This is a genomic window from Salinibacterium sp. 10G20-15 (assembly GCF_057365065.1).
Map to the genome: position 1 here is coordinate 2,456,627 of NZ_CP195118.1, position 26,593 is coordinate 2,483,219.

The window sequence follows — 26,593 nt, forward strand, 5'->3', positions numbered from 1 at the left end:
TCCAGAATCCAGGGAAATCCAATGAAGTCCGAGATCCACCCCACGTACGCACCCATCGTTTTCCGCGACCTCGCGTCTGGTTCCACGTTCCTTACCCGTTCGACTGTGTCGAGCGACAAGACGATCGAGTGGGAAGACGGCAACACCTACCCGGTGATTGACGTTGAAATCTCCTCGGAATCGCACCCGTTCTACACCGGCAAGCAGCGCATCATGGACTCCGCCGGCCGCGTTGAGAAGTTCAAGAACCGCTACAAGGGCTTCGGCAACTAGTAGTAATCCTTTCTTCCTGAAGGCGACCGGTTATCCGGTCGCCTTCAACCGTTAACGCGGCGGACCGCACAACGCGCTCCGCCACCAACGACACGTGCGCAGCGCCCGAGGGTACTGCGCACTTCGACGTAGCGAACCGTGTGGCTACTGGGGGAGTGAACGCACCGGCCAATCAGGGTTAGCCACAAAACTGTGATCGCCCTTGGACGAGCGCATGTAGTCCTGAAAACTGGCGGCCTGATCGGCGTACCAGCGCTGCTGCTGCGAATGCAGTTCTCCGAACGGGATGCTGAGCTGGTCACCGTACTTGGCGAAGAGTGCCTGCGCGACACGTGCCGCTGCGATGGCGTCTGACCCGGCATCATGCGCGTCGTCGAGGTCGACGCCATAAAGCGCGGACGTGACTTCGAGCGTGCGCTTGCCGCGACGGTAGCGGTCGACCGCTTTGTCGATCACGAGCGGGTCGATCACGAAGTAGGGTTCTGCCAGACCCGCAAGCGAGTACCGGCGACATTCGCGGTCGAGCAACGACAGGTCATAAGGAGCGTTGTAGACAACCAGCGGGATTCCGAGAGCACAGGTCACCTTGAGGGTCTGGACGATCTCCGCAACGACCAAGGATGCCTGCCGGCCTTCTGCTTGAGCTCGTGCGGTCGAAATTCCGTGAATTGCTGCCGCACCCTCCGGAATCTCGATGCCGGGATCAGCGAGCCAATCCCACCGCGATATGACCGCGCCAGCGGCATCGACGATCGCGATGCAGGCCGAGACGATGCGACTGCTTTCGACATCGACGCCGGTGGTTTCAAGATCAAAGGTGGCCAAAGTGCCGGAGTTGCTCATGCCCTCAGCGTAGAGCGCGACACTGACACCGGGAACTCGGCTCGCGGTACTCCGCGGGGAAGCCTTCGTCAAGTGCAGCCTGGCAGCACCCCGGCTGTTGTCAATGCCGCCAACTGTCGCCTCACTACATAGACTTGTCTGAATGAAACCCGCATCGCCGTATGGAGCACTGCTCGACGCCACACCGGCGAAGCACTCCGAGATGACCGTGCTGGGATCATCCACCCACTACTGGGAATACGGCCCCGCAGATGCCGACACCGTGCTGGTGCTGGTCCACGGGTTTCGGGGCGACCACCACGGTCTTGAGGCTGTCTGCGCCCACCTTCGCGGCATCCGCATCGTTAGCCCTGACCTTCCGGGTTTTGGCGAATCTGAACCGCTCACTAGGCACGTTCATGACATCGAGGGCTACGCGCTGTGGCTCGACGCGTTCGTCGGACAACTCGGTCTCAGCGGTCGCGCGAACATTCTGGGGCACTCTTTTGGGTCAATCGTCGTGTCTGCTGCACTGGCACGCGGGCTCACCACGCCCCAACTCATTTTGGTGAATCCCATTGCTGCGCCAGCGCTCTCGGGGCCCAATGGTGTGCTCAGCAAGATCACGCTGTGGTTTTATCAGGCTGCTCGCGCCCTCCCTCTCGCCATCGGTGCACCACTGCTCAGCAACTGGCTGGTAGTCCGCGTGATGAGTCTCGCCATGGTCAAGACTCACAACCCTGAGTTGCGCCGCTGGGTGCACCAACAGCACCATGCTCACTTCAGCAGCTACGCCAACCGCGACAGCCTGCTCGAAGCCTTCGAAGCCTCGATCGGTTCGGATGTCAGCATGTTTGCCGAGAGCATCACGGTGCCCACACTCCTGATTGGCGCGCGCAATGACCCGATCAGTCCCGTTCCCGCCCAAGAGCGACTGCACACACTTTTCGCCGACTCTCAGCTCGAAATTTTCGACAACGTCGGTCATCTCATCCACTATGAACGGCCGCGCGAAGCTGCCGAACTCATCGTCTCGTTCCTCGGCGCAGGAACAGTTGCGGAGCCCCACTCATGAAGATCGTTTTTGACTGCCGATACACGCGCATTGGCCGCCACGACGGGATCAGCCGCTACGGCTCACGCCTCGTCGAGGAGATCAGCAAGGTTCACCCGGTGACAATGCTTATCTCCGACAAGCGCCAGCTTGAGCTGCTGCCCGATCTGCCGTGGGAGATGGCATCGTCTCCCACCGGCATCCTCGAACCTTTCGTGGCGCTTCAGGTGAACAAACTCAAGCCGGATGTGGTTTTCACGCCGATGCAAACGATGGGGCCATTCGGTCGCAAGTATGCGCTCGTCACCACAGTGCACGATCTCATTTACTACAAGCACCCCACCCCACCCCACAATCTGCCCGCGGCGGTGCGCGTCATGTGGCGCCTCTACCACTTGAGCTGGGCGTTTCAACGCGCCCTCTTGAACACGGCAGATGGACACGTCTCCGACTCCCACACCACGCGCAATCAGATGCTCGAGCACAAGCTCACTCGCAATCCGATTTCGGTTGTGACGCTGGGCACGGATAGCCCGGGGGAGTACACCCCTCGCAGCGCTCCGACCACACGCGAGCTCGTCTACATGGGCTCGTACATGCCGTACAAGAATGTCGGTCTGATCGCTCGTGCGCTCCACGACCTGCCGGGTTATACCCTGCACTTGATGAGCCGGATCGACGACCGTAATAAAGCAGAGCTCACCGCCCTCGCACCCGCCGACAGCCTCGTATTCCACAACGGGGCGAGCGACGAGGTCTACGCCGAAACGCTGTCACGCGCCACCGCGTTGGTGACGGCATCTCGCGACGAAGGTTTTGGCCTGCCGCAGGTTGAGGCGATGGTTCTCGGAACTCCCGTACTGGTCAGCGACACAGAAATCTTCCGCGAAATCTCTGGCCCAGCCGGGGGATTCTTCAGCCCGGATGACCCTTCCGAACTCGTACGCGAAGTGAAAGCTCTCGAAGATCCCGCAACGTGGCAGGAACGTTCCGCTGCAGCACGAGAGCGCTCAACCGAGTTCACCTGGGAGAAAGGCGCTGCAACCCTCTACACAGCGCTAGAAGATGCAGTTACCGCTCGTCGCGCGAAGAAGAAGCGCTAGCGAGTTGAACTACTCAAGGGTACTTTCGCGCCGAGCGAGAGCGTTCTGAGCAGCAAAGTCTTCGCCGCCCTGGCGTTCCGACTCGTCTTCAATCGGGTCGTCAAAGTCCACCAACGTCAGAGATCCGTCGTCGTGACGGAAACTGTGCACTGAGCCGTTGGCGATCCGACCATGAGGGTGATCGGGAGCGACCGCGGCAAGAACGGCGGCAATGACGCCTCCGTGGGCAACCACGATGATCGACTCACCGGGGTGCTCTTCGGCGAGCGTCACGAGCGCGGGAAGAACTCTCTCGACAACAGACTCTCGCGATTCTCGACCCGGGACTTCGATATCCGCCGAATAAATGGCATCGATCTCCTCGGCGGTGCGCCCCTCCGCAACGCCGTAATTGCGTTCAACCACGGCGGGGATGGGCTGGGGTGCTGACAGCCCCACCTCAGCGGCGATGATCTCGGCAGTTTCCATGGCGCGCGATAAGGGGCTGGCGAAAATGCCGTCCCATCGGCGGCGAGCGAGGAGAGCACCGGTGGTTCGAGCTTGAGCACGACCTGTGTCGTTGAGCGGAATGTCGGTACTGCCCTGAATGCGACGTTGAAGATTCCAGTCGGTTTCACCGTGCCGCACGAGATAGATGAACACAACGCTCCATTCGAAAGTCAGGACTCAGCGCGGGCGAGCTGAGATGCGCCGGTTACTACGCGGCTAGCCGTTCCACGAGTTCGCCAAGAACCGCAGAAGCGCCACCGTCAATCTTAACGTCGGCTCGACGATCGGCCTTTGTCGTTCCGCGGTTGATGATCACGAGCGGAATCTTCTTGCGCATCGCGCGTTCGACCAAGCGGATACCGGAATTCACCACGAGAGAGGACCCGGCGACGATCATGGCCTCTGATTGGTCCACGAGCGCGGCACCAAGTTGGAACTTTCGCGTCGGCACGAACTCGCCAAAGAACACGACATCCGGCTTCAACAGCCCACCGCACACCGTGCAATCGGGAACGATGAAGTCATCGACGTTATGCACGTCGGCATCACCGTCGGGGTTAAGAGTGAGGGAGTCGGACTCTTCGAGCCAAGGATTCAGTTCGGAGATCCGTGCGGCTAGGGGAGTACGTGCAAAGTACTGACCGCAACGCAAGCATCGAGCTCGGTCAATGCTGCCATGGACGTCGACAACGCGCTTGGAGCCTGCCCGCAAATGCAGTCCGTCGACATTTTGGGTGACGATGCCGTTGCTGAGGCCCAAGCGCTCGAATGCGGCAAGCGCCTCATGGCCGTCGTTGGGCGTGGAGGCCGCGAAACGCTTCCAGCCGAGGTGACTGCCCGCCCAATATCGTTGACGGAATTCCGGCGAGCTCTGAAACTGCTGGAAGGTCATCGGATTGCGCACTGCGGCGCCTTCACCGCGATAATCGGGTATGCCCGAATCGGTGCTGATGCCAGCGCCAGTGAGTACGCTAATCAGCTTGCCCTGAAGAAACTCGGCAGCACGATCAATATCGTCGCTGAGCGGGAGTGTATTCACACTTCAAGCGTAAGCACTTCGAGCACGATAAGCGCCATGAGAGATTCACCTGATGGCGAAACCGCACAGTTGGGAACATACCGTGAACGTCATCCTAGTCACCGATCTCTCCGATCCTCGCCTCAGCGACTTCGCTAACCTCACGGACGTCGCGCTTCGTCGTCGCACCGAACCCGCCGGTGGTCTCTACATCGCCGAGTCGTCGAAGGTGATCGCTCGTGCGCTGCGTGCCGGCCATCAGCCGCGTGCGATCTTAGTTTTGGAGCAGTGGCTCGACGACGTCGCTGAACTGCTGGGAGACTCCGATACGCCGGTCTACGTGGGTGAATCAGACTTGCTCGAGCAGTTGACCGGCTTCAACCTGCACCGGGGTGCTTTGGCATCCATGCATCGCCCTGTTCTGCCCACGGTTGCCGATCTGGTCAAGGATGCCCGACGCGTCGTCATTCTCGAAGACATCGTTGACCACACCAACGTCGGTGCGATCTTTCGCTCGGCGGCTGCTCTGGGCGCCGACGCAGTGCTGATCACACCCCGCTGCGCAGACCCCCTGTACCGCCGCAGCGTTCGCGTGAGCATGGGCACGGTGCTGCAGGTGCCCTGGACACGCATCCCGAACTGGCCCGAAGACGCCGCCGAGCTCAAGGCTGCAGGGTTCCATCTCGCCGCGCTCGCCCTCAACGATGACTCGGTTGACCTCGATACTTTTGCCGCGACAGCAGCCGAGCGAGTAGCTCTCATTCTCGGCACAGAAGGCGACGGTCTCTCGCGCAGCACTATCGAAACTGCCGACACCGTCGTGAAGATTCCGATGATGCACGGAGTCGATTCGCTCAACGTTGCCGCGGCAAGTGCGGTGGGGATGTACACACTTCGGGTGCGCTAGGTTTCGACAGCCCCACACCTGTTAGCGTTATCCGGTGCCGCTGACTCAACGCCAAATCTTTCGACGTCGTCGAATCGTCGTTTTCTCCGCTGTAGCCGTTGCATTCTCGTTGACGTTCTATTTACCCCTGACGTTGCTAGCCCCTCTCGATGCAATCTCCGCGAACGTGGTTCCGGTAGCTGATCCCGAAGTAGCAGCACCTGAAATTACTCTTCCGGGATACGGCGCTTCGGCAATCGGGGCTCTCGGCCGCCCTGGCGTCTTAGCTCAAGCCGGTACCGCAGACGCTGTGCCGATTGCGTCTATCACGAAGATCATTACGTCGCTGGTCGTTCTCGATGCCAAACCACTCGCTCCGGATGAAGCGGGACCGACCATTACCTTTGATCAAACGGACGTCAACTACTATTACGACCAGCTCGCCCAGTACGGATCAGTCACCCCCGTCTATAACGGCCAACAGCTCTCGCAACGCGACGTCTTGACGGTCGTCTTGCTCCCGTCGGCCAATAACTACGCCCAATCCCTAGCCCGCTGGGCTTTCGGCTCCGAAGAAGCATTCGTTGCCGCAGCAGCGGCGTGGCTAGACAGCAAGGGCCTGGCAGACACAACGCTCACTGAAGCATCGGGCATCCAAGAAACCAATCGCAGCACGGCAGCTGATCTGACCGAGATCGCGCGGTTGGCCATCGAGAATCCCGTCATCGCACAGATCGTGTCGAGCTCGACTGCAGAGATCCCCGGTATCGGTACGGTCAGCAACAGCAACAAGCTCCTCGGCATCGACGGCGTAGATGGAATTAAGACGGGAACCCTTGACGAGGGTTGGTCGTGCCTTCTCTTCTCGGCTGATGTTTCCGTTGGTGACACCGTGATTACGCTGGTTGGCGCCGTCGTGGGCGGGCCAGACCATCCCACGATTAACGCCGCGATCCAGGAACTCATTGCGGATGCGACCGCCGGTTACTCCGAAGTGACGCTCGCCAGCGTTGACGAAGAGTTCGCCGAATATGACACGCCGTGGGGCGACGAAGCATCCGCCATCTCGGAGTCCACCGTCAAGGCAGTCGTGTGGGGCGAAGACGAGATTTCGATGAGCGTGAATGTGCCGGCTGTGCGCACCGCAGATGCCGGGGAGAGCGCAGGAACCGTGGAATTCCGGGTCGGAGACGAGGCGTTTAGCGTGCCGCTGGTTTTGAGCGGCGAGATTGACGATCCAGGGCCATGGTGGAGACTGACAAATCCGGCCGCAATGTTTTAGTTACCGAATAGACACGGCGCTCACAGGCTGCCGGGATATGGTGGAGTGTATCTGGAGCACCTGCTCGCTTGTCACATGACTGGGAAGTCATTCGAAAATATCTGAGGTCACGTGAGTAGTTCTCTCTCAGCCGATCCCGTACGTGTAATTAAAACTGGTCCCCGCGGCGTCGGTAGCCAGATGAGCGATTTCGCCGCTCTCTTGCGCACAGTGCGCGAGGCCGGCCTGCTGCGTCGCAGCAAACGCTTTTACATCACCACTTTTGCCGTCCTCACCCTCGCCATGGCTGGCGCCTGGGTCGGCTTCGCGATGCTCGCCGGCACGTGGTACGTCCTCCTCATCGCCGCAGCGATGGGAATCATCTTCACGCAATACGCTTTCTTGACCCACGAGTTGGCTCATCGCCAGGTCTTCCAGTCGAGCAAGCTCAACGACACGCTCGGCCGGTTGATGTCCGACCTCGTGGTCGGCATCAGCTACGCGTGGTGGATGAACAAGCATTCGCGTCACCACGCGAACCCCAACACTGTCGACAAAGATCCTGACATTGAGACTGACTTCATCATTTTCCAGAAGGAAAAGGCAGTCGGCCTCAAGGGACTCACTAAGTTCATGGCGAACCGCCAGGGCTACCTGTTCTTCCCTGCACTCCTGCTTGAGGGCTTCAACCTGCATTCGCACGCCTTCCAAGAAGTTTTCAACTTCAAGAAGAAGGTCGACAAGCGTTGGCTTGAGATCACGCTGTTGCTTGTTCGCAACATCGGTTACCTCGCGATCGTGTTCAGCTTCCTGCCCCTCGGAATGGCTTTCGCCTTCCTCGGCGTGCAAATGGGAATCTTCGGTCTCTACATGGGCGCATCATTCGCGCCCAACCACAAGGGAATGCCGATCCTGCCCAAGGGCTCCAAGGTCGACTTCCTGCGCCGTCAGGTACTCACGAGCCGCAACATCCGTAGCGGTCACTTCATGAACCACTTCATGGGCGGCCTCAACTACCAGATCGAGCATCACTTGTTCCCGACTATGCCGCGACCGCACCTGCGCCGCGCGCAAGAGATCGTCAAAGAATACTGCAAGACCAAGGACATCAAGTACACCGAGGTCGGTCTCTTTACGTCCTATGGCATCGTTATTCGCCACCTCAACGAGGTGGGTCTGGGCGCCGATGGCGATCCGTTCGACTGCCCTGCAGCCGGACGCACCGGCTATAGCGGCTAACTGCCGCTCGAGTTCACAGAAAAGGTCCTCACCACCAGGTGAGGGCCTTTTTTGCGTTCACACGGCGCACGGCAACTTCTAACGAGGTAGCAGGAGCCGGAGGACAGCACTGAGCTCGAACACACTAGAAGCCCGGGCGTTTAGGAGTGATGTTGTCGCCCGACGACTGATGGCGAACGCGACGCAGCACCCACGGCACGAGGTGCTCGCGAGCCCAACCGATATCGTCAACCCTCGCCTGACGCCACCGTCGCGGAGGAAGCGGCTCGGGCTGAAAAGGTTCGAGATCATTGTCGACATTAAGAGCATCCAGCACCATCCGGGCAACTGTGTGGTGCCCCACTGCGGAGAAGTGCAAACGATCGGGGGCCCACATGCGCGGATCGCTCAGCTCGCGCAGCGACCACATGTCCGCCACGATGGCGTCATGGCGCTGAGCGATGGCGCGAACGTTCTCGTTGTAAATGGCTACCTTGCCGCGCATGCGGTTCAAAATCGGGGTCATCCCGATATCGGGACCGGTAAAAAGTAGGACCGTGGCGCCATCACTGCGTAGCTGACGCACAAGGTCGTCGACACGGCCAGCAACCTCGTCGGGATCTGAACCGGGGCGGATGATGTCGTTGCCCCCCGCAGAAACGCTGATGAGGTCAGGCTTCAAGTCGAGCGCGGGCTGCAGTTGCTCAGTCGTGATCTGGTTGAGTAGGCGACCACGAATAGCCAAGTTGGCGTACGCGAAGTCCGCTTTACGCGAGCCAAGCACCTCGGCCACACGATCTGCCCAGCCTCGATTACCCCCGGGGGAATTGGGCTCGGGATCGCCGATTCCTTCTGTAAAGGAGTCGCCAATTGCGACATATCTACTCCACGGATGTTCCTCTTGCATACTTCTAGCCTGCCCCAAAATTACACTGTGCGCGACCCGAATGCTTCCTGTGAGCCCGCTGAATTACTTTGACCCTCGTACTGGGCACATGGTTGAGTCTTCGTTGTTGGTTCTCACACCGGGAACCACTTAACCACCGTTTGGAGAACACACAATGGGAATCATCGGTTGGATCGTACTGGGACTGATCGCCGGAGCAATCGCCAAGGCAATTCTGCCCGGACGCCAAGGCGGCGGTTGGCTCGCAACACTCCTGCTCGGTGTAGTAGGTGCTCTCGTCGGAGGATTCGTGGGAGGTGCCATTTTCGGTGTCGAGCTCGAAACATTCTTCTCGATCGAAACTTGGCTCGTCGCAATCGGCGGCTCGGTACTCGTGCTCTTCCTCTACGGACTGATCACGCGCGGCTCACGTCGCTAAACACTCTTAGCTAGACAGCTTCACAACTATGGCGGTGCACTTCGGTGCACCGCCCTAGTTGCGTTCGCACAACGACACCACGGGCGGGCGCTGAGTCGAGGGCGAAGCACCAACGTCAGCGGCACCTGAGACAATATGCACATGGGTAAGCAAGACGGTCGAACGCGGCACGTAACCGCGGTGGGCGTCGACGACAGCACTGCCACGATCCTCCACGTCGACATGGATGCGTTCTTCGCATCCGTGGAGCTTTTGGATCATCCGGAGCTCGTGGGCAAGCCCGTGATCGTCGGACACAACTCAGTTCGGTCCGTGGTCACGGCGGCAACATACGAGGCCCGCAAGTTCGGCGTGAACTCGGCGATGCCCATGGCGCTGGCACTGCGCCGTTGCCCTCACGCCATCGTGCTCGAGCCACACTTTGAGCGCTACCAGCACTTTTCGTCGGTCGTGTTCGATATCTGCGACCAACTCACCCCCAAAGTCGAGCGACTTGGAATCGATGAAGCCTTTTTGGATGTTGCGGGAGCTCGCGCGATCTATGGTTCGCCGATCGAGGTGGCCACTTTGCTACGCAAGCGCGTCTTCGAGGAAACTGGTCTGGTGTGCTCGGTCGGAGCCGCTGGTTCGAAGTATGTGGCAAAAGTGGCATCCGGGCTCTCTAAGCCCGATGGACTTCTGGTCATCCCTGCCGACAAGACCGTCGAATTTCTTCACCCCCTTCCTATCTCCGCGTTGTGGGGCGTTGGCGGCAAGACGGCCGAGGCCCTCCAGCAGCGCGGATTCACAACCATTGCCCATGTCGCCCACGCAGATCGCGAAACGCTCACTCGCGCCGTCGGCGAGGCGGGAGCAGTCAAGCTGCACAACCTCGCCTGGGGCAACGACCCGCGCCCGGTAGTCGAACGAGCCGCCGAGAAGAGTATCGGGCACGAGACCACGTTTGAATACAACGTGCTCGATACCGATGAGATTCGTCGAGAATTACTTCGACTTTCTGGCAAGGTCGCCGCTCGATTGCGGGCCGGGCGCGTCGAGGCGCGCACCGTCGTGCTCAAACTCCGTTTCGAAGACTTCAGCACGATCACTCGGTCGCGCAAGCTTCCCGACCCCACCGACCTCGGCCGCACGCTGTACGAGACCGTGCGCGACATCTACGCCGACTTCGCTCGCGAGGGTCGACCGGTGCGCCTCGTCGGCGTGCGCGGTGAGCAACTCGTCGAGCCCGGAGGCGGGCAGCTGAGCTTGTGGGACACGACCGACGGCTGGCGGGATGCCGAAGAAGCCATGGAGGCGGCATCCGCTCGGTTCGGTACCGGCGCTATCGGCCCAGCCCGCCTGCTCGGCACGCAACGCTCCGAGCGTCCTCGGCTTGGCCAACGCGACTAGCTCTCTTCCTCAACAGCTTGGAATTTGCAGCAGGCCAAAAAACGCAGCCGACACGAACGCGGTTGTCAGAAGTGAACGGTAAAGTCTTATCAAGTGAGTACTCCATCGCCAGCCCCCACCGTGGGCACCTTCGCGGCGGAACATCTCTCACCGTCGTACCCTGAACGCGCCGCCCGCGGCACCGCATCCAAATTGCGGGCCTGGCAAGCAGAAGCGCTTGACCTGTACTTCGAGAAAGAGCCCCGCGACTTTCTCGCCGCCGCAACACCGGGCGCAGGCAAGACCACTTTCGCGTTGCGCTTGGCCGTTGAACTCATCGCCCGTCGCGAGATCGACCGCGTCACCGTTGTTGCGCCGACTGATCACCTCAAACGCCAGTGGGCAGATGCTGCCAATCGCGTTGGTCTGCGCCTGAACCCGTCGTTCTCCAATGGCGATGCGTGGGGCGGCCGTCGTTTTCACGGCGTCGCCGTCACCTACGCACAGGTGGCAATGAAGGCATCGTTCCACCAGGAGATCACTGACTCCGCCCGCACCCTTGTCATCCTCGACGAGGTGCACCACGGTGGTGACGCTCTCAGCTGGGGCGACGCGATCCACACAGCCTTCGGTCGCGCCACGCGCCGACTCTCGCTTACCGGAACACCCTTCCGCAGTGACACTGCCCCCATTCCCTTCGTCACCTACGCGCCCAATCATGAGGGCATCCGCACCTCGGTTACCGACTACAGCTATGGCTACGGTCGCGCGCTCGAAGACGGCGTTGTTCGCCCCGTGATCTTTATGGCGTACGCCGGCAAGATGAAGTGGCGTACGCGCATGGGCGACGAGATGGAAGCGCGCCTCGGCGAAGGCGACACCAAAGACGTCACTGCGCAGGCCTGGCGCACAGCACTCGACCCCAAAGGCGAATGGATGCCAGCCGTACTGCGGGCGGCCGACCGTCGCCTCAGCGAGATCCGCCACTCTGTTCCGGATGCCGGAGGGCTCGTGATCGCGACAGACCAGCTCGCGGCGCGCGCCTACGCCAAACTCATCAAGGACATCACGGGGGAGTCCGCGACGATCGTTCTCTCTGACGAGAAGGAGTCGTCGTCGCGCATCGAGACCTTCGCCGAGGGCGATAGTCGCTGGATGGTCGCTGTGCGCATGGTGTCAGAGGGCGTCGACGTTCCTCGACTGGCGGTTGGCGTCTACGCGACGTCGGCATCCACCCCGCTCTATTTCGCCCAGGCGGTAGGACGCTTTGTGCGTACCCGACGCCGAGGCGAAACTGCGTCGATCTTCTTACCGAGTGTTCCGAACCTGATGAACCTGGCAGGAAAGCTCGAAAAGGAGCGCGACCATGCGCTCGACCGCAAAGAAACGGGCGACGAACTGCTCGACGACAGCCTGCTCGATGCGGAGAACCGCGAAGAGAAGACGAGCGACGAACTTGCGGACGAGTTCACGTGGGAAGCGCTGGAGTCAGAGGCGAACTTTGACCGGGTGCTATTCGACGGCGCCGAGTTCGGCTTTGCCGCCGAGCCGGGTAGCGACGAAGAGCTCGACTTCATTGGTCTTCCCGGCATTCTGGAGCCCGAGCAAGTGCGTGAGCTGCTCATGCAGCGCCAGAAGCGTCAGTCAAAGCGCGCTGAGAGCCGGCCGAAGGCTGAACAACCCGCTCCGCTGTATCGCACGCTCAAAGAGCAGCGAACCCTGCTGAACAACCTCGTGGGCCGCAGAGCGAAGCTTTCTAACGAACCGCACGGATTGATCCACGCCGAGCTTCGACGCGTCTGTGGCGGCCCTGCGGTCGCCCAGGCTACCGTGACGCAACTGCAGGCGCGCATCGACTACCTGCGTAAAGGTTTTCACTCCTAAGGCCGCTCTCGAACGTTCCCACAGCAGAATACGCACGTCGTGAATCAAGCCGTGGGGCGGCGCACGGCTAAACCTCGCCCGGTGCGGTCTGTGCGTGCGAGCTCTGTGCGTGCGAGCACGCACTCCGAGAATGCCGTCGTTAACAAGAAAACGCCCCCGGTATCGGACCGGGGGCGTTCTCGTTACTGAACTATCAAGATCAGAGGGGGCGGATGTTCTCCGCCTGGGGACCCTTGGGTCCCTGTGTGATGTCAAACTCAACCTTTTGGTTCTCGTCGAGCGACTTGTAGCCATTTGTTGCGATGGCCGAGTAGTGGGCGAACACGTCAGGACTTCCGTCCTCGGGGGCGATGAATCCAAAGCCCTTTTCTGCGTTGAACCACTTGACGGTACCTAGTGCCATTTAAAACTCCTCCAGGAGCGTTCTTCAGGCCCCGACAGTCGAGGCCGCATTCATGCCTTTGTCTAGAACATGAACGATTGCCTAAGGCTATAGCAGGAAAGCCCTGCATGTGTCATGTATTTCGAAAAAGTCACATAACGGTAATGAATTGGTCACTAATGAAAGTCACGAGAGTGAGTGCGGGGGAGTCCTGACAGTGGTTCACAACGGTCAGCAATCACATTGATCACGCCGTCAGCTGACCTTTCCAGTACCCCGCGGACGATAAGAGCGGCACTATCTCGAGCGACGCGCCGATAGCGCCCCCACACTCCGACGCTGCAGATCACATTGATCAGGCCCGTCTCATCCTCGATATTCATAAAAGTGATTCCGCTGGCAGTGGCGGGGCGTTGACGGTGGGTCACTACGCCCCCAATTTCAATGCGACGCCCCGATTCTGCAGTCAGGAGATCGCTCGCGCTCAGTACACCACGGCGCGCCAGAGCGGGCCTGATGTGGGCAACGGGGTGACTGGCGGGCGAAATTCCGGTCGACCAGAGATCAGCCATGAGGTCATCGACCGCGGTAGCCATCGAGAAGAGAGGCGGTTGTACCGCCACCATGCTGTGTGGCAAAAACTCTTCACGGTCTTGGGCTGCCGAGCCGGCATTCCACATCGCTTCGCGTCTCGTGAGTTCGAGACTTTCGAATGCTCCCGCTGCCGCCAATGCTTCCAATTGTTTCGTTGTGAGACCCACCCGGCGCACCACATCGTTCATCGAAGTAAATTCGCCGGCCTCGCGCGCCGCCACAATTTTCTCTGCGACCGGCGTGCCGATGCCCTTGACCTCGTCAAAACCGAGCCGTACGGCAAAAGATCCATCACGGCGGTGGTCGTCGGTGTCAAAGGGTGCAGAACGATCGAACGGGCCCACGGGAGGTTGCTCCGCAGCCAGGCACTGATCGCTGCCCGTTGCCCCCCTGCGACCTTCGTGTGGTTCGAGAGAAGCGAAAACCCCCGAGAGCTGGATGTCGGGACCATGCACGACCACACCATGGCGTCGAGCATCCGCCACCAATGACTGGGGCGAATAAAAGCCCATCGGTTGCGCCCGCAATAGCGCCGCCAGAAAAGCTGCCGGGTAGTGCAGTCGCACCCAGGCGCTGGCATAAACCAGCAGCCCAAAGCTCAGCGCGTGACTTTCGGCAAAACCGAAACCGGCAAACGCTTGGATGCTTTCGTAAATGCGGTCGGCATCCGCCCCGGTAATGCCATTGCTGGCCATTCCGGCATAGAGCTTGGTCCGGAGCTTGTCTATTCGCTCGATACCGCGCTTAGAACCCATCGCGCGCCGCAGCAGGTCGGCGTCATCGGCCGAACACCCGCCCACTGCCACAGCGATCTGCATGAGTTGCTCTTGAAAGATGGGCACCCCGAGGGTGCGCTCGAGCGGCTCCACAAGGTTGGGATGCAGATAAGTAATCGGTTCTGCGCCCATCTTGCGGCGAACATAGGGGTGCACGGCACCACCCTGGATCGGGCCGGGGCGCACAAGCGCGATCTCCACGACAAGGTGATAGAACTCGCGCGGCTGGAGGCGGGGCAACAGCCCCATTTGGGCACGGCTCTCGACCTGAAAGACACCGATGGCATCCGCTCGACAGAGTTGGTCGTAGACGCCCTGCTCTTCGGCCGGGATCGTGGCGAGATCCCAGCGTTCACCGAGAGCCTCATCGACCAAATCAAAGCTGTACTGCATGGCCGAGAGGATGCCAAGGCCGAGCAGATCGAACTTGACCAACCCCATCCAAGCGCAATCATCTTTATCCCACTGCACCACCGTGCGCTTCTCTTTGCGCGCGTGCTCGATCGGCACCACTTCGCCGACCGGACGCTGGGTCAACACCATGCCGCCCGAATGGATGCCCAAGTGCCGGGGAAACTTCATGACCTGCTGGGCAAGCTCCAACACCGAATCGGGGATGTCGTGGTCGATTCCCGAGACATCAGAGCCCCAGCGTTCCATTTGCTTCGACCACGCATCCTGCTGCCCGGGGCTATGACCGAGTGCTTTCGCCATATCCCGCACGGCGAAACGAGGACGGTACTGAATCACATTGGCCACTTGAGCGGCGTTCTCGCGCCCGTAGCGCTCAAAGACATACTGAATGACTTCTTCGCGGCGCTCGGAATCGAAGTCGACGTCGATGTCTGGCTCTTCTTCGCGCATCGCCGAAATGAAACGCTCGAAGGGGAGTTTGTAGCGAATGGGATCAACCGCAGTGATCTTGAGGAGGTAACAGACCACAGAACTCGCGGCTGAGCCGCGCCCCTGGCACAAGATTCCTCGCCCCCGAGCAAAGGCCACAATGTCGTGCACGATCAAGAAGTAGCCGGCAAAACTCTTTTCCTCGATCACATCGAGCTCACGCTGAATGCGGGCCCGATTCTCGTCAGACAGTTCAATGGAACGATCTTTCACTCCCGCCCATGTCAGTTCACGTAACCAACTCGCCGGAGTATGGCCCTCAGGAACCTCCTGATCGGGCAGGGCAGGTTTTGCCTGCCGCAACTCGAAAGCGGCCTCTTGTGCAATCTGCACCGTCTCGGCTACCACCCCGGGATAGTGAGCGAACCGCGCAGCCATCTCAGCCCCTGATCGCAAGTGCGCGGTTCCTGCTGCGGGGAGCCAGCCATCCATCTCGTCGAGACTGCGCCGGGCTCGCACCGCCGAAATCGCAGAGTGCAAGTGGTGTTGGCGGGGAGTGGCGTAGTGAGCGTTCGAGGTAGCGACAACCCGCAATCCACGCTCTGCAGCTAAGCCATAGAGGGCATCGTTGTATGCCGAATCGAGTGGATAGCCGTGATCGAAGAGCTCGACAACTATCGAGTCGTGCCCGAACAGCGTGCAGAGGGTGTCGAGCTCTCCTCCGGCTGCGAGCAGTGATTCCGCGGTGGGAGCGTTCGTGCCATCGGGGCCCGCTAGCGCTCGACGTACTGCTCCTTTGCGGCATCCGGTAAGAATGAACCAGTGGCCTGATGCCAACTCGGCCAACTCATCGAGGTCGTACCACGGCCGCCCCTTTTCTCCACCGGCAAGCTGGGCACGAGTAATCGCCAAAGCGAGACGGTGATAGCCCTCTTCTTTGCGCGCCAACACAAGAAGGTGGTCGCCCTCGGGATCGGCGATGCCGTTCTGCGGACCGCTAAGCCCCAGCGATAGCTCGGCCCCAAACATCGTTCGCAATCCCAGTTCGGCTGCCGCTTCTGCCATGCGCACGATGCCGTACAGCCCATCGTGGTCGGTAAGAGCAAGCGCGCTCAGCCCCAAGCGGGCCGCCTCTTCGGCAAGTTTTTCGGGCATGCTCGCGCCATCAAGAAAACTGAAACTGGAATGCGCGTGCAGTTCGGCATAGGGCACGACGTCGCCGGCGTTCGCGGGTGCCACGGTGGCGTCAGTCGGTGGTTCCACCGGCGCGATGTAAGGCGCTCGTTTGCTCGACACGAGAGACTGGGCACGCCCATCACCAGCTTCACCGATCGGCGTGACCGTGCCGAAGCCCGACAGCGTGCGCTCCAGCTTCTTCCACGAGATAGGCGGATTACTCCAGGCCATTAGTCATACCTCGCTTCAGCCCACCAGCCGCCGTTATCGAGTACGAGAAGCCAGGCACAGCCGGTGTCATCAACAGCTTGGAACCGCCAGGAGGGACCTGACGACCCCGCCTCCCACCAGCGTTCAGCAAGAGGCCACGGCCCCGCCCATGCTGTGAGACTGCGCGATCGCGAATCGCTTGTCGAGAACCGGGCGGGTGGCGCCAGAATCTGGCCCCGCTCATCCACAGCCACGGCAGTTCCGTCCGCCGCAAAAACATGAACGGCGTGACGACTGGAAAAAACCGTTCCTGGCAGGGGATCGGGCAATGCGCCAGGCCACGGTCGTTCGGGAGATCGCTCGGCAACGCTGCGGTCGCCCCACGCCGTGAGTCGCTGGCGGGAGCTGAGGGTGCGCCCGCCCTCAATCGACGGCACAAGAACACCTCCGTGGCCGAGCATGCTCTGCACTCGAGAAAGACCATGGTGAATGCGGGGCTCGAGCCCGGAACCCCACAGTCCGGTCTCGTGGTGACCAATCTCATCCACGGTTTCGGGAACAATGCGTACTCGACTTATGCCTGAACTGAGCCCTGCCTCGATGAGGTTAGAGCCTTGTACTTGCCACCGCACTCGATCAACAACATCGCTGGCACTGAAGGAACGGGGATGCAGCCACACCCGTTCGGCTACCTCGCCCGATTCGGAATCGAGTTCGACCCGGATCGCCGTCGCTACCAACTGGGCCCGCATCAGGGCATCAATAAAGTCGTCGGCACGGCTACGAACCGCAAATGCCACCTGATCGACGCGGTCGAGCGCTGGCTCAAAATCAAGAACGACATCAAGGTCGAGTGGGGGAGTGCGGGCCACAAACGCCTGCGGGTCGCGGCCGCTGGCAAGAGCGTGCAAGCGCGCTCCCGGCTCACCGAAACGAATGCGAACGTCGGTGTGATCGAGGCGTGCAAATTCGCCGAGCGTTGAAATCCCCAGCTTCGTCAACAGCGAAACGATCTGGGGCTCCTCAAGTACCGCCAAGGGAAGTGGAGCCAAGAACGCAGCAGAGTCACCGGCCGCGACCACGCGCACGTGGCTAGCCCGCGAACGCGGATCACGAGCGATGGTGCTGCGGGCAGCGTGAACCGCCGTGAAGAGCGCATCCGCTACCCCCACCCGAGCATCGGAGGCCGCGATCTCATTCACTCGAGCAATCACTGTCAATGCCGCAGCTTTTTCACCGCCGTAGTACTGGGCAGCTCCGCGTACCTTCACGGCACACATTCCCGGTCGCAACAACTGCACTCCGGGAATCAACTCTTCTACCGCCGCCAACACCGGCTCGAAGGCACGGCTATCGAGAGCCGGATCGTAGGGCCGGTCAATGATGCCGGGAAAACGCGACTGGGCCTCCCGCAGTCGCAACCCCCTCGTGACGCCCTCGGCGCGAGCGGATGCCGCCGCCGCGAACACGAGACCCTTCTCGACGAGAACCAGGGGAGCATCCGCCGACAGCTTCTCGTGCTGGCGGGCAGCAACAATCGGCCAGTCCGGAGCCCACACCACGAGAACTCGCGGCAGCGATTCTGGAACCGTCGATGCCGAACTCACGCTGCCACCGCCAGCGCTGTCGCGGCCGCCTTCATCGCGGCCGCCATTACAATCGCCGCCATTGCAATGGCCGCCAACATCATCACGCCGACACCCGGTGTGGAACTGGCCGCAGCTTCGGGGGAGCAGAATCAGACTCGGCAGGAGAATCCGCAGCGCTGTACGAGCGAACGGTCTGCGCAGCATCCGGCAACCAGACCCGGGCGCTGCGGGGGCGCCCCGCATTCTTGCTTGTCACCGTGATCGTGACCTCGCGCGCGGCCAAGTGCCCGTGACCCTCACCAATGCCATGCCACCGGCTTTCGCCGAGAGACAGCATCGCTTCGCTCTGCGGCCAGGAGCCGACCATGAGAAGCGTGGACTTGCGTTGCCGCAGGCGCGAAGCGAGCCTGGCAACCGCAGAGTCTGACGCACGACGCGGCGGCCTCGCCACCACGACATCGACCACGTCGGCGATCGCTGCCGTTACCGTCAACCACTGATCACCCGGATGCGGCACCAGCACGAGCCGTTCGAGGTCGACCCCGAAACGCTGGGCTGCTTCAATGCCAAACTCGGGCACTCCAACAACTGCGCACCACGATCCCGCTGCGGAGGGCGCAGCCAAAAGCGTCATGAGCAGCATCGCCGAACTATCGATCGAATAGACGCTGCCCTGCTGCAGGCCGCCACCGGGCAACAAAGAAGCGATAACGGGATGCGTGGGAATGAGTTTCGAACTGAGCGTGCGGGACTGCATGGCGCTGATGCGCGCCTGCAATTCAGCGACGCGTTCCGCAGCCGAAAGGTCTTCAGCGGTCGCTGAAGCGGCTGCGGCAGATACAGGGAGCACCTGTTCATATTCGAACATATGTTCGAGTGTGTCAATTGCGTACGACATCCACCGGCGTGTCTTTCGAATGTCGGTGCGATCGCTTACCGTTACCTCGTGAGTTATATCGAAGCAGTAGATCTCAAGAAGACGTACACGCCAAAAGGCGCTTCCCCCGTGCACGCTCTCGATGGCCTCAATCTCGAGGTTCCGCAGGGCACCGTGACGGCGCTTCTCGGCCCTAACGGTGCGGGCAAAACCACCACCGTCAAGGTTCTCACCACACTGACACGCCCCGATTCCGGTACAGCAACGATCAACGGCGTCGATGTGATCGCATCGCCGGAACGCATTCGCCCCATGATCGGGGTTTCCGGGCAATATGCGGCCGTTGACGAAAACCTCACTGGCTTCGAAAACCTCGATATGGTAGGCCGGCTTTACCACCTCGGCGCCAAGCAGTCGCGGGCACGAGCGCGAGAGCTTATCGAACTCTTCGACCTCACCGAAGCCCAAAACCGCCCCGTCAAAGGTTTCTCCGGCGGCATGCGTCGTCGCATCGACCTCGCGGGTGCCCTGGTAATGCGCCCGCCGGTGCTCTTTCTCGACGAGCCGACCACCGGGCTAGACCCCCGCAGCCGCATTGGTATGTGGGAGATCATCACCACACTCGTGGGGGAGGGCACCACGGTGCTCCTCACCACTCAATACCTCGAAGAGGCCGACCAGCTCGCCGACAGCATCTCTGTGATCGACGACGGCAAAGTCATTGCCAAGGGCACTTCAGACGAGCTCAAAGCGTCTATCGGGGGTCAACGCGTCGAACTCAGCCTGGTGTCTCAGGATGACGCGAGCGCAGCCCGCGAAATCCTCACCCGGTTCGGCAGCACCGAACCTGCCGTGAGTCTCGACGGTCGCGGGTTTACCGTCAACGCGGAAGATGCCCCTGCAGCACTGCAGCTCATCCTTACCGAGTTTGCCAGCCGCGGCATCCCGCTCTATGACGCCGGCATGCGTCGCCCCACCCTCGATGATGTTTTCTTGAAGCTCACCGGTCACGCCGCAAGCGCTGACAGTTCAGCGGCAAATGACGCAGAAAATACCGAAGCAGCATCAGCACAGAAAGCCCAGAAATGACCGCCACCATTCCGACAACGACACCGAGCCCCACCGCCGACTCGCCCGTGCTGAATTGGTTCAACGACGGCTGGATCACCACTCGACGCAACCTCATCAAGATCAAGCGTGTTCCCGATATCCTGGTCTTTACAACACTGCAGCCCATTATGTTTGTGCTGCTCTTCACCTATGTCTATGCCGGCGTCATCGACATCCCCGGCAGCACTTATACAGAATTCATCATGGCCGGCATCTTTGCCCAGACCGTTGTCTTCGGCTCGACCTACTCCGGATCGGCGATGGCGCAAGATCTTAAAGACGGAATCATCGACCGTTTTCGCACCCTACCCATGAGCCCCTCTGCAGTTCTCGTGGGCCGCACCAACGGTGATCTGCTTATCAACTCGATCTCAATGGTCGTGATGATGGCAACGGGATTAATTGTCGGGTGGCGCATCAAGTCGAGCCCCTTCGAAGCCCTTGCTGCCATTGCCCTGCTTTTGCTTTTTGCCTATGCACTTTCTTGGGTCATGGCCTTTATCGGCATGAGCGTTCGCAGCCCTGAAGTCATCAACAACGTTTCGTTCTTGGTTCTCTTTCCGTTGACCTTCATTTCAAATGCCTTCGTGCCTGCTGAGACCCTGCCTACACCACTCCGGGTGTTTGCTGAGTTCAATCCTGTTTCTGCTCTCGTGCAGGCGGCCCGCGAACTCTTTGGCAACACTCCCGCGGGGTCGGCACAATCCGACGTCTGGTCCCAGCAACATCCGGTACTCACTGTGCTGATCGGAATCGTGGTCATGCTTGCAATCTTCGTACCTCTAGCCGTGCGTAAGTTTGCGAGCATCAGCAGCCGCTGACAGCATCGAGGCACCACAGCGACCTCGCGAGCACGCCTGAAGAATCTCACGAGTGACGGCGGGGCACTACCGTGCGAGCTCAAGGCAGTGAGAGCGTGATCATTTCAACTTTTACTATAGGAACGATGTTTCTTCGGTGGTAATGTTCGCGTAATTGGAGCTGCCCGTCCCGCCGGCAGCTTACGCTGAACCTCACCCCCTCAGCGAGGCCCGGCGTTACCCGAAACGGAGTCTGCGAAATGTTCGCCACCCTCGAACACGTCGTCATGAAGGCGTTCCTGATCGTGTGGGTGCGTGTTTCACCGAATTCATGGCGTGGCTTTCCCCATCCCAAAGGAGATGCAGTCGTTCGCGCCGACGGCCCGCGCCCATATAAAGCAGTGCTGTGTGGTTCCGGAATTGTGGTCGGCTATGGCGTAGCCTCACATGAGCTCGCTCTGGGCGGCTCTCTGGCTCGTACGCTGACCGCCCATACCCAACGAGGCACCGAGATTACAGTCGTCACGGCGCCCGGAATCAACACTCGCAAGGCACGAACCCAACTTCCTCCCCATGTTCTTGCCGATACCGACCTCGTTGTGCTCTCATTGGGCACTTTCGAAATACTAACCTTCATGCCCGCCCACCAGTGGGGCGCTCAACTTCGGAATCTTGTTGTTGACGTGCTCGCAGCAGTCCCACCACACTGCCAAGTCTTTGTCGTCGACTGCACCACCCCGAAGATGTCCACTTTCGCCGCGTTCTATCGGAGACGCATCGCTCGCGCCACGGTGGAGTTCAATAGAGAGCTGCGCGCAATCACAGAGTCACATAACCGTGTCCATCGCGTCGAGTTCCAGCCCGAAGCGGAGGATGCAGAGAAAATCGAGGGTCGCTCGCGATATCAAGAGTGGGCAGGAGCCCTTGTGCCTGGAATCGTTTCACGTCTTTAACAATCGGACGACTCCGACGGCGCCGCGCCGGTCTAAGTCCCTACCTCTTACGGCGCTTGTGACGGCCAGAAGAAGGTCGATCGGAGCGGCTAACGCGCCCCTTGCCGCCAGCTTTCCTGCCAGCGGCGGACTGCGACGACGGTGTACCCGCCCGGGATGCTCGCGCAGTTGGTCGTGCGGACTCTGCCCCTACCGCGCCGGCAGTGCCACGCGAGCTTCTCGCCGTGCGTCCTCTCACAATTCCAACGAATTCTTCAACGAGAGGATCCACCGAGCCGTCTCGCCAAGCCACCGCTACTTGCCACTCAGGACCATCGCTGACAATACGAGAAACGACGTCCTTGCGCATCAGGGCCCGAGCTACAGCCTGCGGAATCAGCGCAACGCCGATGTTCGCCGCCACCAACTCCACCGCGTCGCGCCACTCACCCTCAACAACATGCACGGAATCAAGCTCAGCTAGGGTCACTTCATTGAGCTCCGCGAGTTCATGATCTTTCGGGATCACAGCGACAGCTCGTTCGGTGTAGAGCGGAATCGCCGCGAGAGGACGATCACTCTCCATGGCGAGGTCAATGGGCAAACGTACGAGGGCTACATCCGCGTCGCCCCGCGCGAGCAACGCCAAGGCTTCCTTTTGCTCGCAAGGAATGAGGTCAATGGGCACACCAGGGAGTCGCTCGCGCCAGACCCGCGACCATTTGCCAGGCGTCGCCCCAAGAACAAAAGCGACAGTGAATGATGTGGGCATGTCTTCAGGTTAGTCTTGGGGTGTGCCAGTCCAGACCATGAAGCCCGCAACCGTCGCCAAGAAGCTGGGAATATATCTCCCGGCAACTCCGGAAGAATTCCGTAGTTCCGAGATTAGCCGCGAAGACTTTGCTGAACTTCTCGCCACTCCACCCGAGTGGCTCACTCAGTTGCGCGCCGACGGGCCCCATCCTCGACTAGTGGTAGCCCAAAAGCTTGGGGTGTCCGCTTCCGGACTTGTTCGTGCGGGAGCCCCCGATGTTATGACGACTGCAGAGATCAAAGCGCTATTGGTCGAGATGCCAGAATGGCTTGCCGTCGAGCGCGCCACCCATGCTGCCGTCAATGAAGAGAATGCTCGCATCAAGACTGAACGCGCGGCGAAAGCTGCTCGTAGCTAGTCCCACTTTTTGCACATCCTCACTGGTATTGACAAGTATTCAGCTCTATACTGAACAGCCTAGGTCGCTCGTGTCTGGGCGTTCAGGTGGGGACGTGATTGTTTCGTAGCGTTGCCGCGCTACTGGCGTGGCCAATAATTTCTCTGTGGCTCGCGGTCTATCCGCAGCGTTGGCGCGCGCTCGTTGCACCGAGAGATGATCCGCGCGCCGAAGCAGTCGGCCCAGACCCTGACAGGATTTTGCTGGTGGGCCCAGGCAAGTCCTCCGGACTAGGCGTTCACACTCATCAACTAGGTCTTGGAGGCCACCTCGCGCGCGCGTTATCGGCGCTCACCCGCCGAGGCTGCAGCGTTGATATTGTGTCGGACCCGACGATGTCCGCCGCTGATGTCGGCGTTGTGATCAACTGGGCAAGCTTGGACCGATTCGACGCGCTTGTACTCACCCTCGGTGGGGGAGAAGTCCTGCGATTACGTTCACTCTTCAGTTGGCGGCGTGACCTCGCGGCGCTTTTCGAGACCATTCACGAGGCTGACGCTGGCGCTCTGCACACCTTTATCCTCGGAATCGCTCCGATCGACGAGTTTGTCTCGCTCCCAGCTCCGCTGCTTTCCATCGTCAACGGCAACATCAACAACCTGAATGCAATCAGCGAACAGCTGTGTTCTTCGCACAGCAGCGCAACGTTTGTGCCCGCCACAGCGCGGGCGGGAACGAAGGAGATCTCCCTCGACAGCCCGATGTATGCCCATTGGGCTCACGAGCTTGCGCCAGTTGTAGCTGCTCACCTCGCTCGCGTCGCGGTGCCTCCGTCCTCAACGCCCTCCATCACGGGCGCACGCGGAGGGCTCGACGGCACTATTCTCACAAAGCCGTCAGTTGCTACGACTCTGGCCGAAATAATGAACTCTGCTCGCGTGCTTTTCGATACAACGGGTGCGGCCGTCACGTTTCACGATCACGAAGCCCATTGGTTTACGTCCACCTCCGGGGTGGGCGATATGCGGCGGGCAGAAGCCGGAGCATTTTGCAGCCGTGCATTCACGACTCGGGGCCTCGTGGTGCTTGAAGACACCCTGAAAGATGAGCGGTTCGCTGCCCATCCGTGGGTTGTGCGCGGGCCGCGCATCCGTTTTTACGCTGGCTTTCCCATTACTGCGCCCAACGGCGAGATAGTCGGGGCAGTGTGCGTCTTCGACACCGGCCCACGCCGGTTCGATTTGAGTCACGAAACGCTCCTGCGCGAACTCGCGCGCCGAGCCGAAGCGGCAATACAGCGCCGATAATTGCCGTACCTTGGATACGGAGGTCATTTCTGAACTCCGAGAGAGGACCCTATGTCTGGCACCGAGTGCATCCACGGCTTTGAACACGGATTGTGCGATTCGTGCTTTCCCCAAGCAGTTCCCGCCAAGCCCGCATCCCGTGCCAGCAGCTCGCCCCGTACCAAAAGGGTCGCCGGAGCGCCTCGCACCTCTAGCGCTAAGATTCCTTCCCTCTCGGACCAACGCGTTTATCACGTTACGCATATCAGTAACCTCGACAGCATTCTTCGCGCGGGTCAACTCGTTGCCGCGGCATCACTCGACGATTCAGTCTTCGATGTGAGCTCGCCGCTCACCCGCGAACTTCGAAACACTGCAGCACTCGGCACCGGTGAGTCTGTCGACAGTTATGTGCCTTTCAGTTTGGTGCCAGAATCCGTTTCATGGCGAGAGCTTCGTGCGGGTGCTACTGAACCACGCTGGTCGGATGCTGCTCGCAACGCCAGCGCCACCGACTTCGTTTTCTTGGTCAGCACTGTGCGTGCTCTCGGAGACAGTGCCGTACTCGCGGATGGCGATGCAGCGGCAAGCCTTACTCGTTTCGCAACGGACGAAGCATCCATCACACGTATGCTCGGCGCTGTGCGCGCCGAGGAGCTCACCGCTGATGCCGAAGTTCTCATTCACGGTTCCTTCGCGTTTGACGATGTTCAACTCGTCGGTGTCGCCAGCGACAAAGCCCGCGAGCGTGTAAAGGCACTGCTCAACGGCGCTTCATTCAAGACAAAAGTCGCCGTTTATCCGCCATGGTTCATTCAGTAGGGTTCACGATAGCGTTGATGCATGACCAACGACTTTGCTCACCACCCCGTTGATGCGACATCGGCTGCTTCTCTCGCTGCGAACGGTCTCAAGTACGATCTCGTAGATACGTCTAACCGTGCTGCCTTCGAGGCATGGTTTCAGGCTGACTCCCGCGGTTTTCACGGCCCCGCGATGTCGAAAGAGCAGATCGACTCGGGCTTCGCCGGCATCACGTACCGCCGCACTATCGGCGTCTGGGATGACCGTCTCGTTGCCCCAGAGGTTCCGGTCGCCACGGTGAGTTCCTGGACCGAACAGGTCACTGTTCCGGGAAACCGCAGTATCGATGCGTGGGCCATTAGTTCGGTAACGGTGTCGCCCACTCACCGGCGTCGCGGTATCGCCCGAGCCCTGCTGGAGGGCGAGCTGCGTTCCGCTGTGGATATGGGACTACCGATGGCCACCCTCACGGTCTCGGAATCCACAATTTACGGCCGCTTCGGTTTCGGTCAAGCGGTGTTCGCTGCCGACCTCACCATCGACACCACACGGGCGACGATTCCCGTACGCGAACGTCGCGGTGTGCTCCAGCATGTTGCACCATCGGTATTTGTCGCCGAAGCTCCCACGGTGTTCGAACGCATCCGACTCTCCACTCCCGGCCAGATCAATGTCTGGCCGTTGCGTTGGGAGCAAATTGCAGGAACTGCGCCCGGTGACGAGGAGTACACCAAAAACACTCGAGTGGTTCGCTTCGATGACGAAGACGGCACTGCGCGCGGGTTCGTCGTATATCGGGTCGCCGGTGGAGGTCTCGATTTCACCAACCACACACTCACGGTTGACTACTTGCTCGCCGAAACTCCCGAAGCCTATGAGGCACTCTGGCGTTACGTCCTCGAGGTCGACCTCGTTCGTGAGGTCAAAGCAGAACTGCGTTCGGTCGGCGAACCCTTGCTGTGGTTGCTTTCTGACATGCGGGCGGCACGCGTGTCGCCCATCGATCACCTGTGGTTGCGCATCCTCGATGTACCGGCTTCGCTGAACGCTCGATCGTATTCCGGCGCGGGCATGATCGCTTTCGAGGTCAGCGACGCGCTCGGCTTCGCGAACGGTCGCTTCGTGCTGCAGACCGACGATCAGGGGATGCCAACGGCGAGCCGCGTCGAAAATCTTCCCGAAGGCGTGCCAGCAGTGTCACTCTCGGTGAATGAACTCAGCTCGCTGTACCTCGGGGGAGTGTCCGCGTCATCCCTGATTGCTGCCGGTCGCATTGGTGAACTCAATCCGGGCGCGGGAGCCGCTATCGAGCGTATTTTCCACTCGCCGACCACTCCCTGGTTGAGCGTCTGGTTTTAGTCA

The 26,593-nt window shown here is 60.4% G+C and carries 25 protein-coding genes; 16 read left to right on the forward strand and 9 right to left on the reverse strand.

The annotated features are described in order from the left end of the window. Window positions 1–21 precede the first annotated feature (21 nt). A complete protein-coding gene (locus ACR3YK_RS11885) occupies window positions 22–273 on the forward strand; it encodes a type B 50S ribosomal protein L31 (protein WP_100388998.1) in 252 nt (83 codons plus the stop codon). Window positions 274–417: 144 nt separating this feature from the next. On the opposite strand, the gene ACR3YK_RS11890 is transcribed toward ACR3YK_RS11885, so the two are convergent. Next, window positions 418–1,116 (reverse strand): exonuclease domain-containing protein, encoded by a 699-nt coding sequence (locus ACR3YK_RS11890; protein ID WP_486175063.1) that lies wholly within the window; start codon window positions 1,114–1,116, stop codon window positions 418–420. A 142-nt stretch (window positions 1,117–1,258) separates the two neighbouring features. On the opposite strand from ACR3YK_RS11890, the gene ACR3YK_RS11895 reads away from it, so the two are divergent. Together ACR3YK_RS11895 and ACR3YK_RS11900 are read left to right on the forward strand one after the other, a co-directional pair. After that, complete coding sequence (locus ACR3YK_RS11895; protein ID WP_486175064.1) at window positions 1,259–2,170, forward strand: alpha/beta fold hydrolase; 912 nt, start codon at window positions 1,259–1,261, stop codon at window positions 2,168–2,170. Further along, a complete protein-coding gene (locus ACR3YK_RS11900) occupies window positions 2,167–3,252 on the forward strand; it encodes a glycosyltransferase family 4 protein (RefSeq protein WP_486175065.1) in 1,086 nt (361 codons plus the stop codon). The genes ACR3YK_RS11895 and ACR3YK_RS11900 overlap by 4 nt, the downstream gene beginning before the upstream one ends. Before the next feature lie 9 nt (window positions 3,253–3,261). On the opposite strand, the gene ACR3YK_RS11905 is transcribed toward ACR3YK_RS11900, so the two are convergent. Beyond that, a complete protein-coding gene (locus ACR3YK_RS11905; protein WP_486175066.1) occupies window positions 3,262–3,894 on the reverse strand; it encodes a histidine phosphatase family protein in 633 nt (210 codons plus the stop codon). A 55-nt stretch (window positions 3,895–3,949) separates the two neighbouring features. Then, a complete protein-coding gene (locus ACR3YK_RS11910) occupies window positions 3,950–4,780 on the reverse strand; it encodes a Sir2 family NAD-dependent protein deacetylase (protein ID WP_486175067.1) in 831 nt (276 codons plus the stop codon). A gap of 82 nt (window positions 4,781–4,862) precedes the next feature. Here ACR3YK_RS11910 and ACR3YK_RS11915 point away from each other — a divergent pair, with 82 nt between their 5' ends. The 3 genes from ACR3YK_RS11915 (at window position 4,863) to ACR3YK_RS11925 (ending at window position 8,145) form a co-directional block, all read left to right on the forward strand. Beyond that, on the forward strand, window positions 4,863–5,666 hold the full coding sequence (locus ACR3YK_RS11915; protein ID WP_486175068.1) for a TrmH family RNA methyltransferase: 804 nt from the start codon (window positions 4,863–4,865) through the stop codon (window positions 5,664–5,666). 34 nt (window positions 5,667–5,700) lie between these two features. Then, a complete protein-coding gene (locus ACR3YK_RS11920; protein ID WP_486175069.1) occupies window positions 5,701–6,927 on the forward strand; it encodes a D-alanyl-D-alanine carboxypeptidase family protein in 1,227 nt (408 codons plus the stop codon). A 111-nt stretch (window positions 6,928–7,038) separates the two neighbouring features. Beyond that, window positions 7,039–8,145, forward strand: a complete 1,107-nt coding sequence (locus ACR3YK_RS11925; RefSeq protein ID WP_486175070.1) for a fatty acid desaturase family protein — start codon at window positions 7,039–7,041, stop codon at window positions 8,143–8,145. 124 nt (window positions 8,146–8,269) lie between these two features. Here the strand turns inward: ACR3YK_RS11925 and ACR3YK_RS11930 are convergent, their stop codons facing one another. Then, on the reverse strand, window positions 8,270–9,031 hold the full coding sequence (locus tag ACR3YK_RS11930) for an SGNH/GDSL hydrolase family protein (RefSeq protein WP_486175071.1): 762 nt from the start codon (window positions 9,029–9,031) through the stop codon (window positions 8,270–8,272). Window positions 9,032–9,185: 154 nt separating this feature from the next. Here ACR3YK_RS11930 and ACR3YK_RS11935 point away from each other — a divergent pair, with 154 nt between their 5' ends. From ACR3YK_RS11935 to ACR3YK_RS11945, 3 genes are all read left to right on the forward strand, one after another. Then, the gene (locus ACR3YK_RS11935) at window positions 9,186–9,449 is read left to right on the forward strand and encodes a GlsB/YeaQ/YmgE family stress response membrane protein (RefSeq protein ID WP_100389007.1); all 264 of its coding nucleotides are present in this window, start codon (window positions 9,186–9,188) and stop codon (window positions 9,447–9,449) included. A gap of 141 nt (window positions 9,450–9,590) precedes the next feature. After that, window positions 9,591–10,838 (forward strand): DNA polymerase IV, encoded by a 1,248-nt coding sequence (gene dinB, locus ACR3YK_RS11940; protein WP_486175072.1) that lies wholly within the window; start codon window positions 9,591–9,593, stop codon window positions 10,836–10,838. Between the two features lie 93 nt (window positions 10,839–10,931). Beyond that, the gene (locus tag ACR3YK_RS11945; RefSeq protein ID WP_486175073.1) at window positions 10,932–12,701 is read left to right on the forward strand and encodes a DEAD/DEAH box helicase; all 1,770 of its coding nucleotides are present in this window, start codon (window positions 10,932–10,934) and stop codon (window positions 12,699–12,701) included. Between the two features lie 199 nt (window positions 12,702–12,900). Here ACR3YK_RS11945 and ACR3YK_RS11950 read toward each other — a convergent pair whose 3' ends face one another. The 4 genes from ACR3YK_RS11950 to ACR3YK_RS11965 all read right to left on the reverse strand — a co-directional run bounded on the left by ACR3YK_RS11950 (window position 12,901) and on the right by ACR3YK_RS11965 (window position 19,139). Continuing rightward, window positions 12,901–13,104 carry a cold-shock protein gene (locus ACR3YK_RS11950; protein ID WP_100389010.1) on the reverse strand — a complete coding sequence of 68 codons (204 nt, stop codon included), beginning with the start codon at window positions 13,102–13,104 and terminating at the stop codon, window positions 12,901–12,903. A gap of 155 nt (window positions 13,105–13,259) precedes the next feature. Then, complete coding sequence (locus ACR3YK_RS11955; protein ID WP_486175074.1) at window positions 13,260–16,703, reverse strand: error-prone DNA polymerase; 3,444 nt, start codon at window positions 16,701–16,703, stop codon at window positions 13,260–13,262. Continuing rightward, the gene (locus ACR3YK_RS11960) at window positions 16,703–18,289 is read right to left on the reverse strand and encodes a DNA polymerase Y family protein (RefSeq protein ID WP_486175075.1); all 1,587 of its coding nucleotides are present in this window, start codon (window positions 18,287–18,289) and stop codon (window positions 16,703–16,705) included. The genes ACR3YK_RS11955 and ACR3YK_RS11960 overlap by 1 nt, the downstream gene beginning before the upstream one ends. An 82-nt stretch (window positions 18,290–18,371) precedes the next feature. Beyond that, entirely contained in the window at window positions 18,372–19,139 is a 768-nt protein-coding gene (locus ACR3YK_RS11965) for a hypothetical protein (RefSeq protein ID WP_486175076.1), read from the reverse strand. 78 nt (window positions 19,140–19,217) lie between these two features. Between ACR3YK_RS11965 and ACR3YK_RS11970 the strand changes: the two genes are divergently transcribed. From ACR3YK_RS11970 to ACR3YK_RS11980, 3 genes are all read left to right on the forward strand, one after another. Next, window positions 19,218–20,237, forward strand: a complete 1,020-nt coding sequence (locus tag ACR3YK_RS11970) for an ATP-binding cassette domain-containing protein (RefSeq protein ID WP_486175077.1) — start codon at window positions 19,218–19,220, stop codon at window positions 20,235–20,237. Beyond that, window positions 20,234–21,079: an ABC transporter permease gene (locus ACR3YK_RS11975; RefSeq protein WP_486175078.1), complete on the forward strand. Its 846-nt coding sequence runs from the start codon at window positions 20,234–20,236 to the stop codon at window positions 21,077–21,079. Before ACR3YK_RS11970 ends, ACR3YK_RS11975 begins: the two co-directional genes overlap by 4 nt. Window positions 21,080–21,318: 239 nt before the next feature. Further along, window positions 21,319–22,011: a GDSL-type esterase/lipase family protein gene (locus ACR3YK_RS11980; protein ID WP_486175079.1), complete on the forward strand. Its 693-nt coding sequence runs from the start codon at window positions 21,319–21,321 to the stop codon at window positions 22,009–22,011. A 40-nt stretch (window positions 22,012–22,051) separates the two neighbouring features. On the opposite strand, the gene ACR3YK_RS11985 is transcribed toward ACR3YK_RS11980, so the two are convergent. Continuing rightward, a complete protein-coding gene (locus ACR3YK_RS11985; protein WP_486175080.1) occupies window positions 22,052–22,762 on the reverse strand; it encodes a LysR family transcriptional regulator substrate-binding protein in 711 nt (236 codons plus the stop codon). Window positions 22,763–22,799: 37 nt separating this feature from the next. Between ACR3YK_RS11985 and ACR3YK_RS11990 the strand changes: the two genes are divergently transcribed. The 4 genes from ACR3YK_RS11990 (at window position 22,800) to ACR3YK_RS12005 (ending at window position 26,590) form a co-directional block, all read left to right on the forward strand. Continuing rightward, window positions 22,800–23,162, forward strand: a complete 363-nt coding sequence (locus ACR3YK_RS11990; RefSeq protein WP_486176414.1) for a DUF5997 family protein — start codon at window positions 22,800–22,802, stop codon at window positions 23,160–23,162. A gap of 374 nt (window positions 23,163–23,536) precedes the next feature. Further along, window positions 23,537–24,448: a GAF domain-containing protein gene (locus tag ACR3YK_RS11995; protein ID WP_486175081.1), complete on the forward strand. Its 912-nt coding sequence runs from the start codon at window positions 23,537–23,539 to the stop codon at window positions 24,446–24,448. A 51-nt stretch (window positions 24,449–24,499) separates the two neighbouring features. Then, on the forward strand, window positions 24,500–25,249 hold the full coding sequence (locus ACR3YK_RS12000) for a DarT ssDNA thymidine ADP-ribosyltransferase family protein (protein WP_486175082.1): 750 nt from the start codon (window positions 24,500–24,502) through the stop codon (window positions 25,247–25,249). A gap of 21 nt (window positions 25,250–25,270) precedes the next feature. Further along, window positions 25,271–26,590, forward strand: coding sequence for a GNAT family N-acetyltransferase (locus ACR3YK_RS12005; protein WP_486175083.1), 1,320 nt, complete (start codon window positions 25,271–25,273; stop codon window positions 26,588–26,590). Window positions 26,591–26,593 lie beyond the last annotated feature (3 nt).

Excerpts from the sequence above, each read along its gene's own strand:
- ACR3YK_RS12005 (WP_486175083.1), top strand. The coding sequence starts at position 25,271 with ATGACCAACGACTTTGCTCACCACCCCGTTGATGCGACATCGGCTGCT.
- ACR3YK_RS11935 (WP_100389007.1), top strand. The coding sequence starts at position 9,186 with ATGGGAATCATCGGTTGGATCGTACTGGGACTGATCGCCGGAGCAATC.
- ACR3YK_RS11985 (WP_486175080.1), bottom strand. The coding sequence starts at position 22,762 with ATGCCCACATCATTCACTGTCGCTTTTGTTCTTGGGGCGACGCCTGGC.
- ACR3YK_RS11995 (WP_486175081.1), top strand. The coding sequence starts at position 23,537 with ATGTCCGCCGCTGATGTCGGCGTTGTGATCAACTGGGCAAGCTTGGAC.
- ACR3YK_RS11900 (WP_486175065.1), top strand. The coding sequence starts at position 2,167 with ATGAAGATCGTTTTTGACTGCCGATACACGCGCATTGGCCGCCACGAC.
- ACR3YK_RS11950 (WP_100389010.1), bottom strand. The coding sequence starts at position 13,104 with ATGGCACTAGGTACCGTCAAGTGGTTCAACGCAGAAAAGGGCTTTGGA.
- ACR3YK_RS12000 (WP_486175082.1), top strand. The coding sequence starts at position 24,500 with ATGTCTGGCACCGAGTGCATCCACGGCTTTGAACACGGATTGTGCGAT.
- ACR3YK_RS11975 (WP_486175078.1), top strand. The coding sequence starts at position 20,234 with ATGACCGCCACCATTCCGACAACGACACCGAGCCCCACCGCCGACTCG.
- ACR3YK_RS11980 (WP_486175079.1), top strand. The coding sequence starts at position 21,319 with ATGTTCGCCACCCTCGAACACGTCGTCATGAAGGCGTTCCTGATCGTG.
- ACR3YK_RS11965 (WP_486175076.1), bottom strand. The coding sequence starts at position 19,139 with ATGTTCGAATATGAACAGGTGCTCCCTGTATCTGCCGCAGCCGCTTCA.
- ACR3YK_RS11895 (WP_486175064.1), top strand. The coding sequence starts at position 1,259 with ATGAAACCCGCATCGCCGTATGGAGCACTGCTCGACGCCACACCGGCG.
- ACR3YK_RS11955 (WP_486175074.1), bottom strand. The coding sequence starts at position 16,703 with ATGGCCTGGAGTAATCCGCCTATCTCGTGGAAGAAGCTGGAGCGCACG.
- ACR3YK_RS11930 (WP_486175071.1), bottom strand. The coding sequence starts at position 9,031 with ATGCAAGAGGAACATCCGTGGAGTAGATATGTCGCAATTGGCGACTCC.
- ACR3YK_RS11890 (WP_486175063.1), bottom strand. The coding sequence starts at position 1,116 with ATGAGCAACTCCGGCACTTTGGCCACCTTTGATCTTGAAACCACCGGC.
- ACR3YK_RS11885 (WP_100388998.1), top strand. The coding sequence starts at position 22 with ATGAAGTCCGAGATCCACCCCACGTACGCACCCATCGTTTTCCGCGAC.
- ACR3YK_RS11990 (WP_486176414.1), top strand. The coding sequence starts at position 22,800 with ATGAAGCCCGCAACCGTCGCCAAGAAGCTGGGAATATATCTCCCGGCA.
- dinB (WP_486175072.1), top strand. The coding sequence starts at position 9,591 with ATGGGTAAGCAAGACGGTCGAACGCGGCACGTAACCGCGGTGGGCGTC.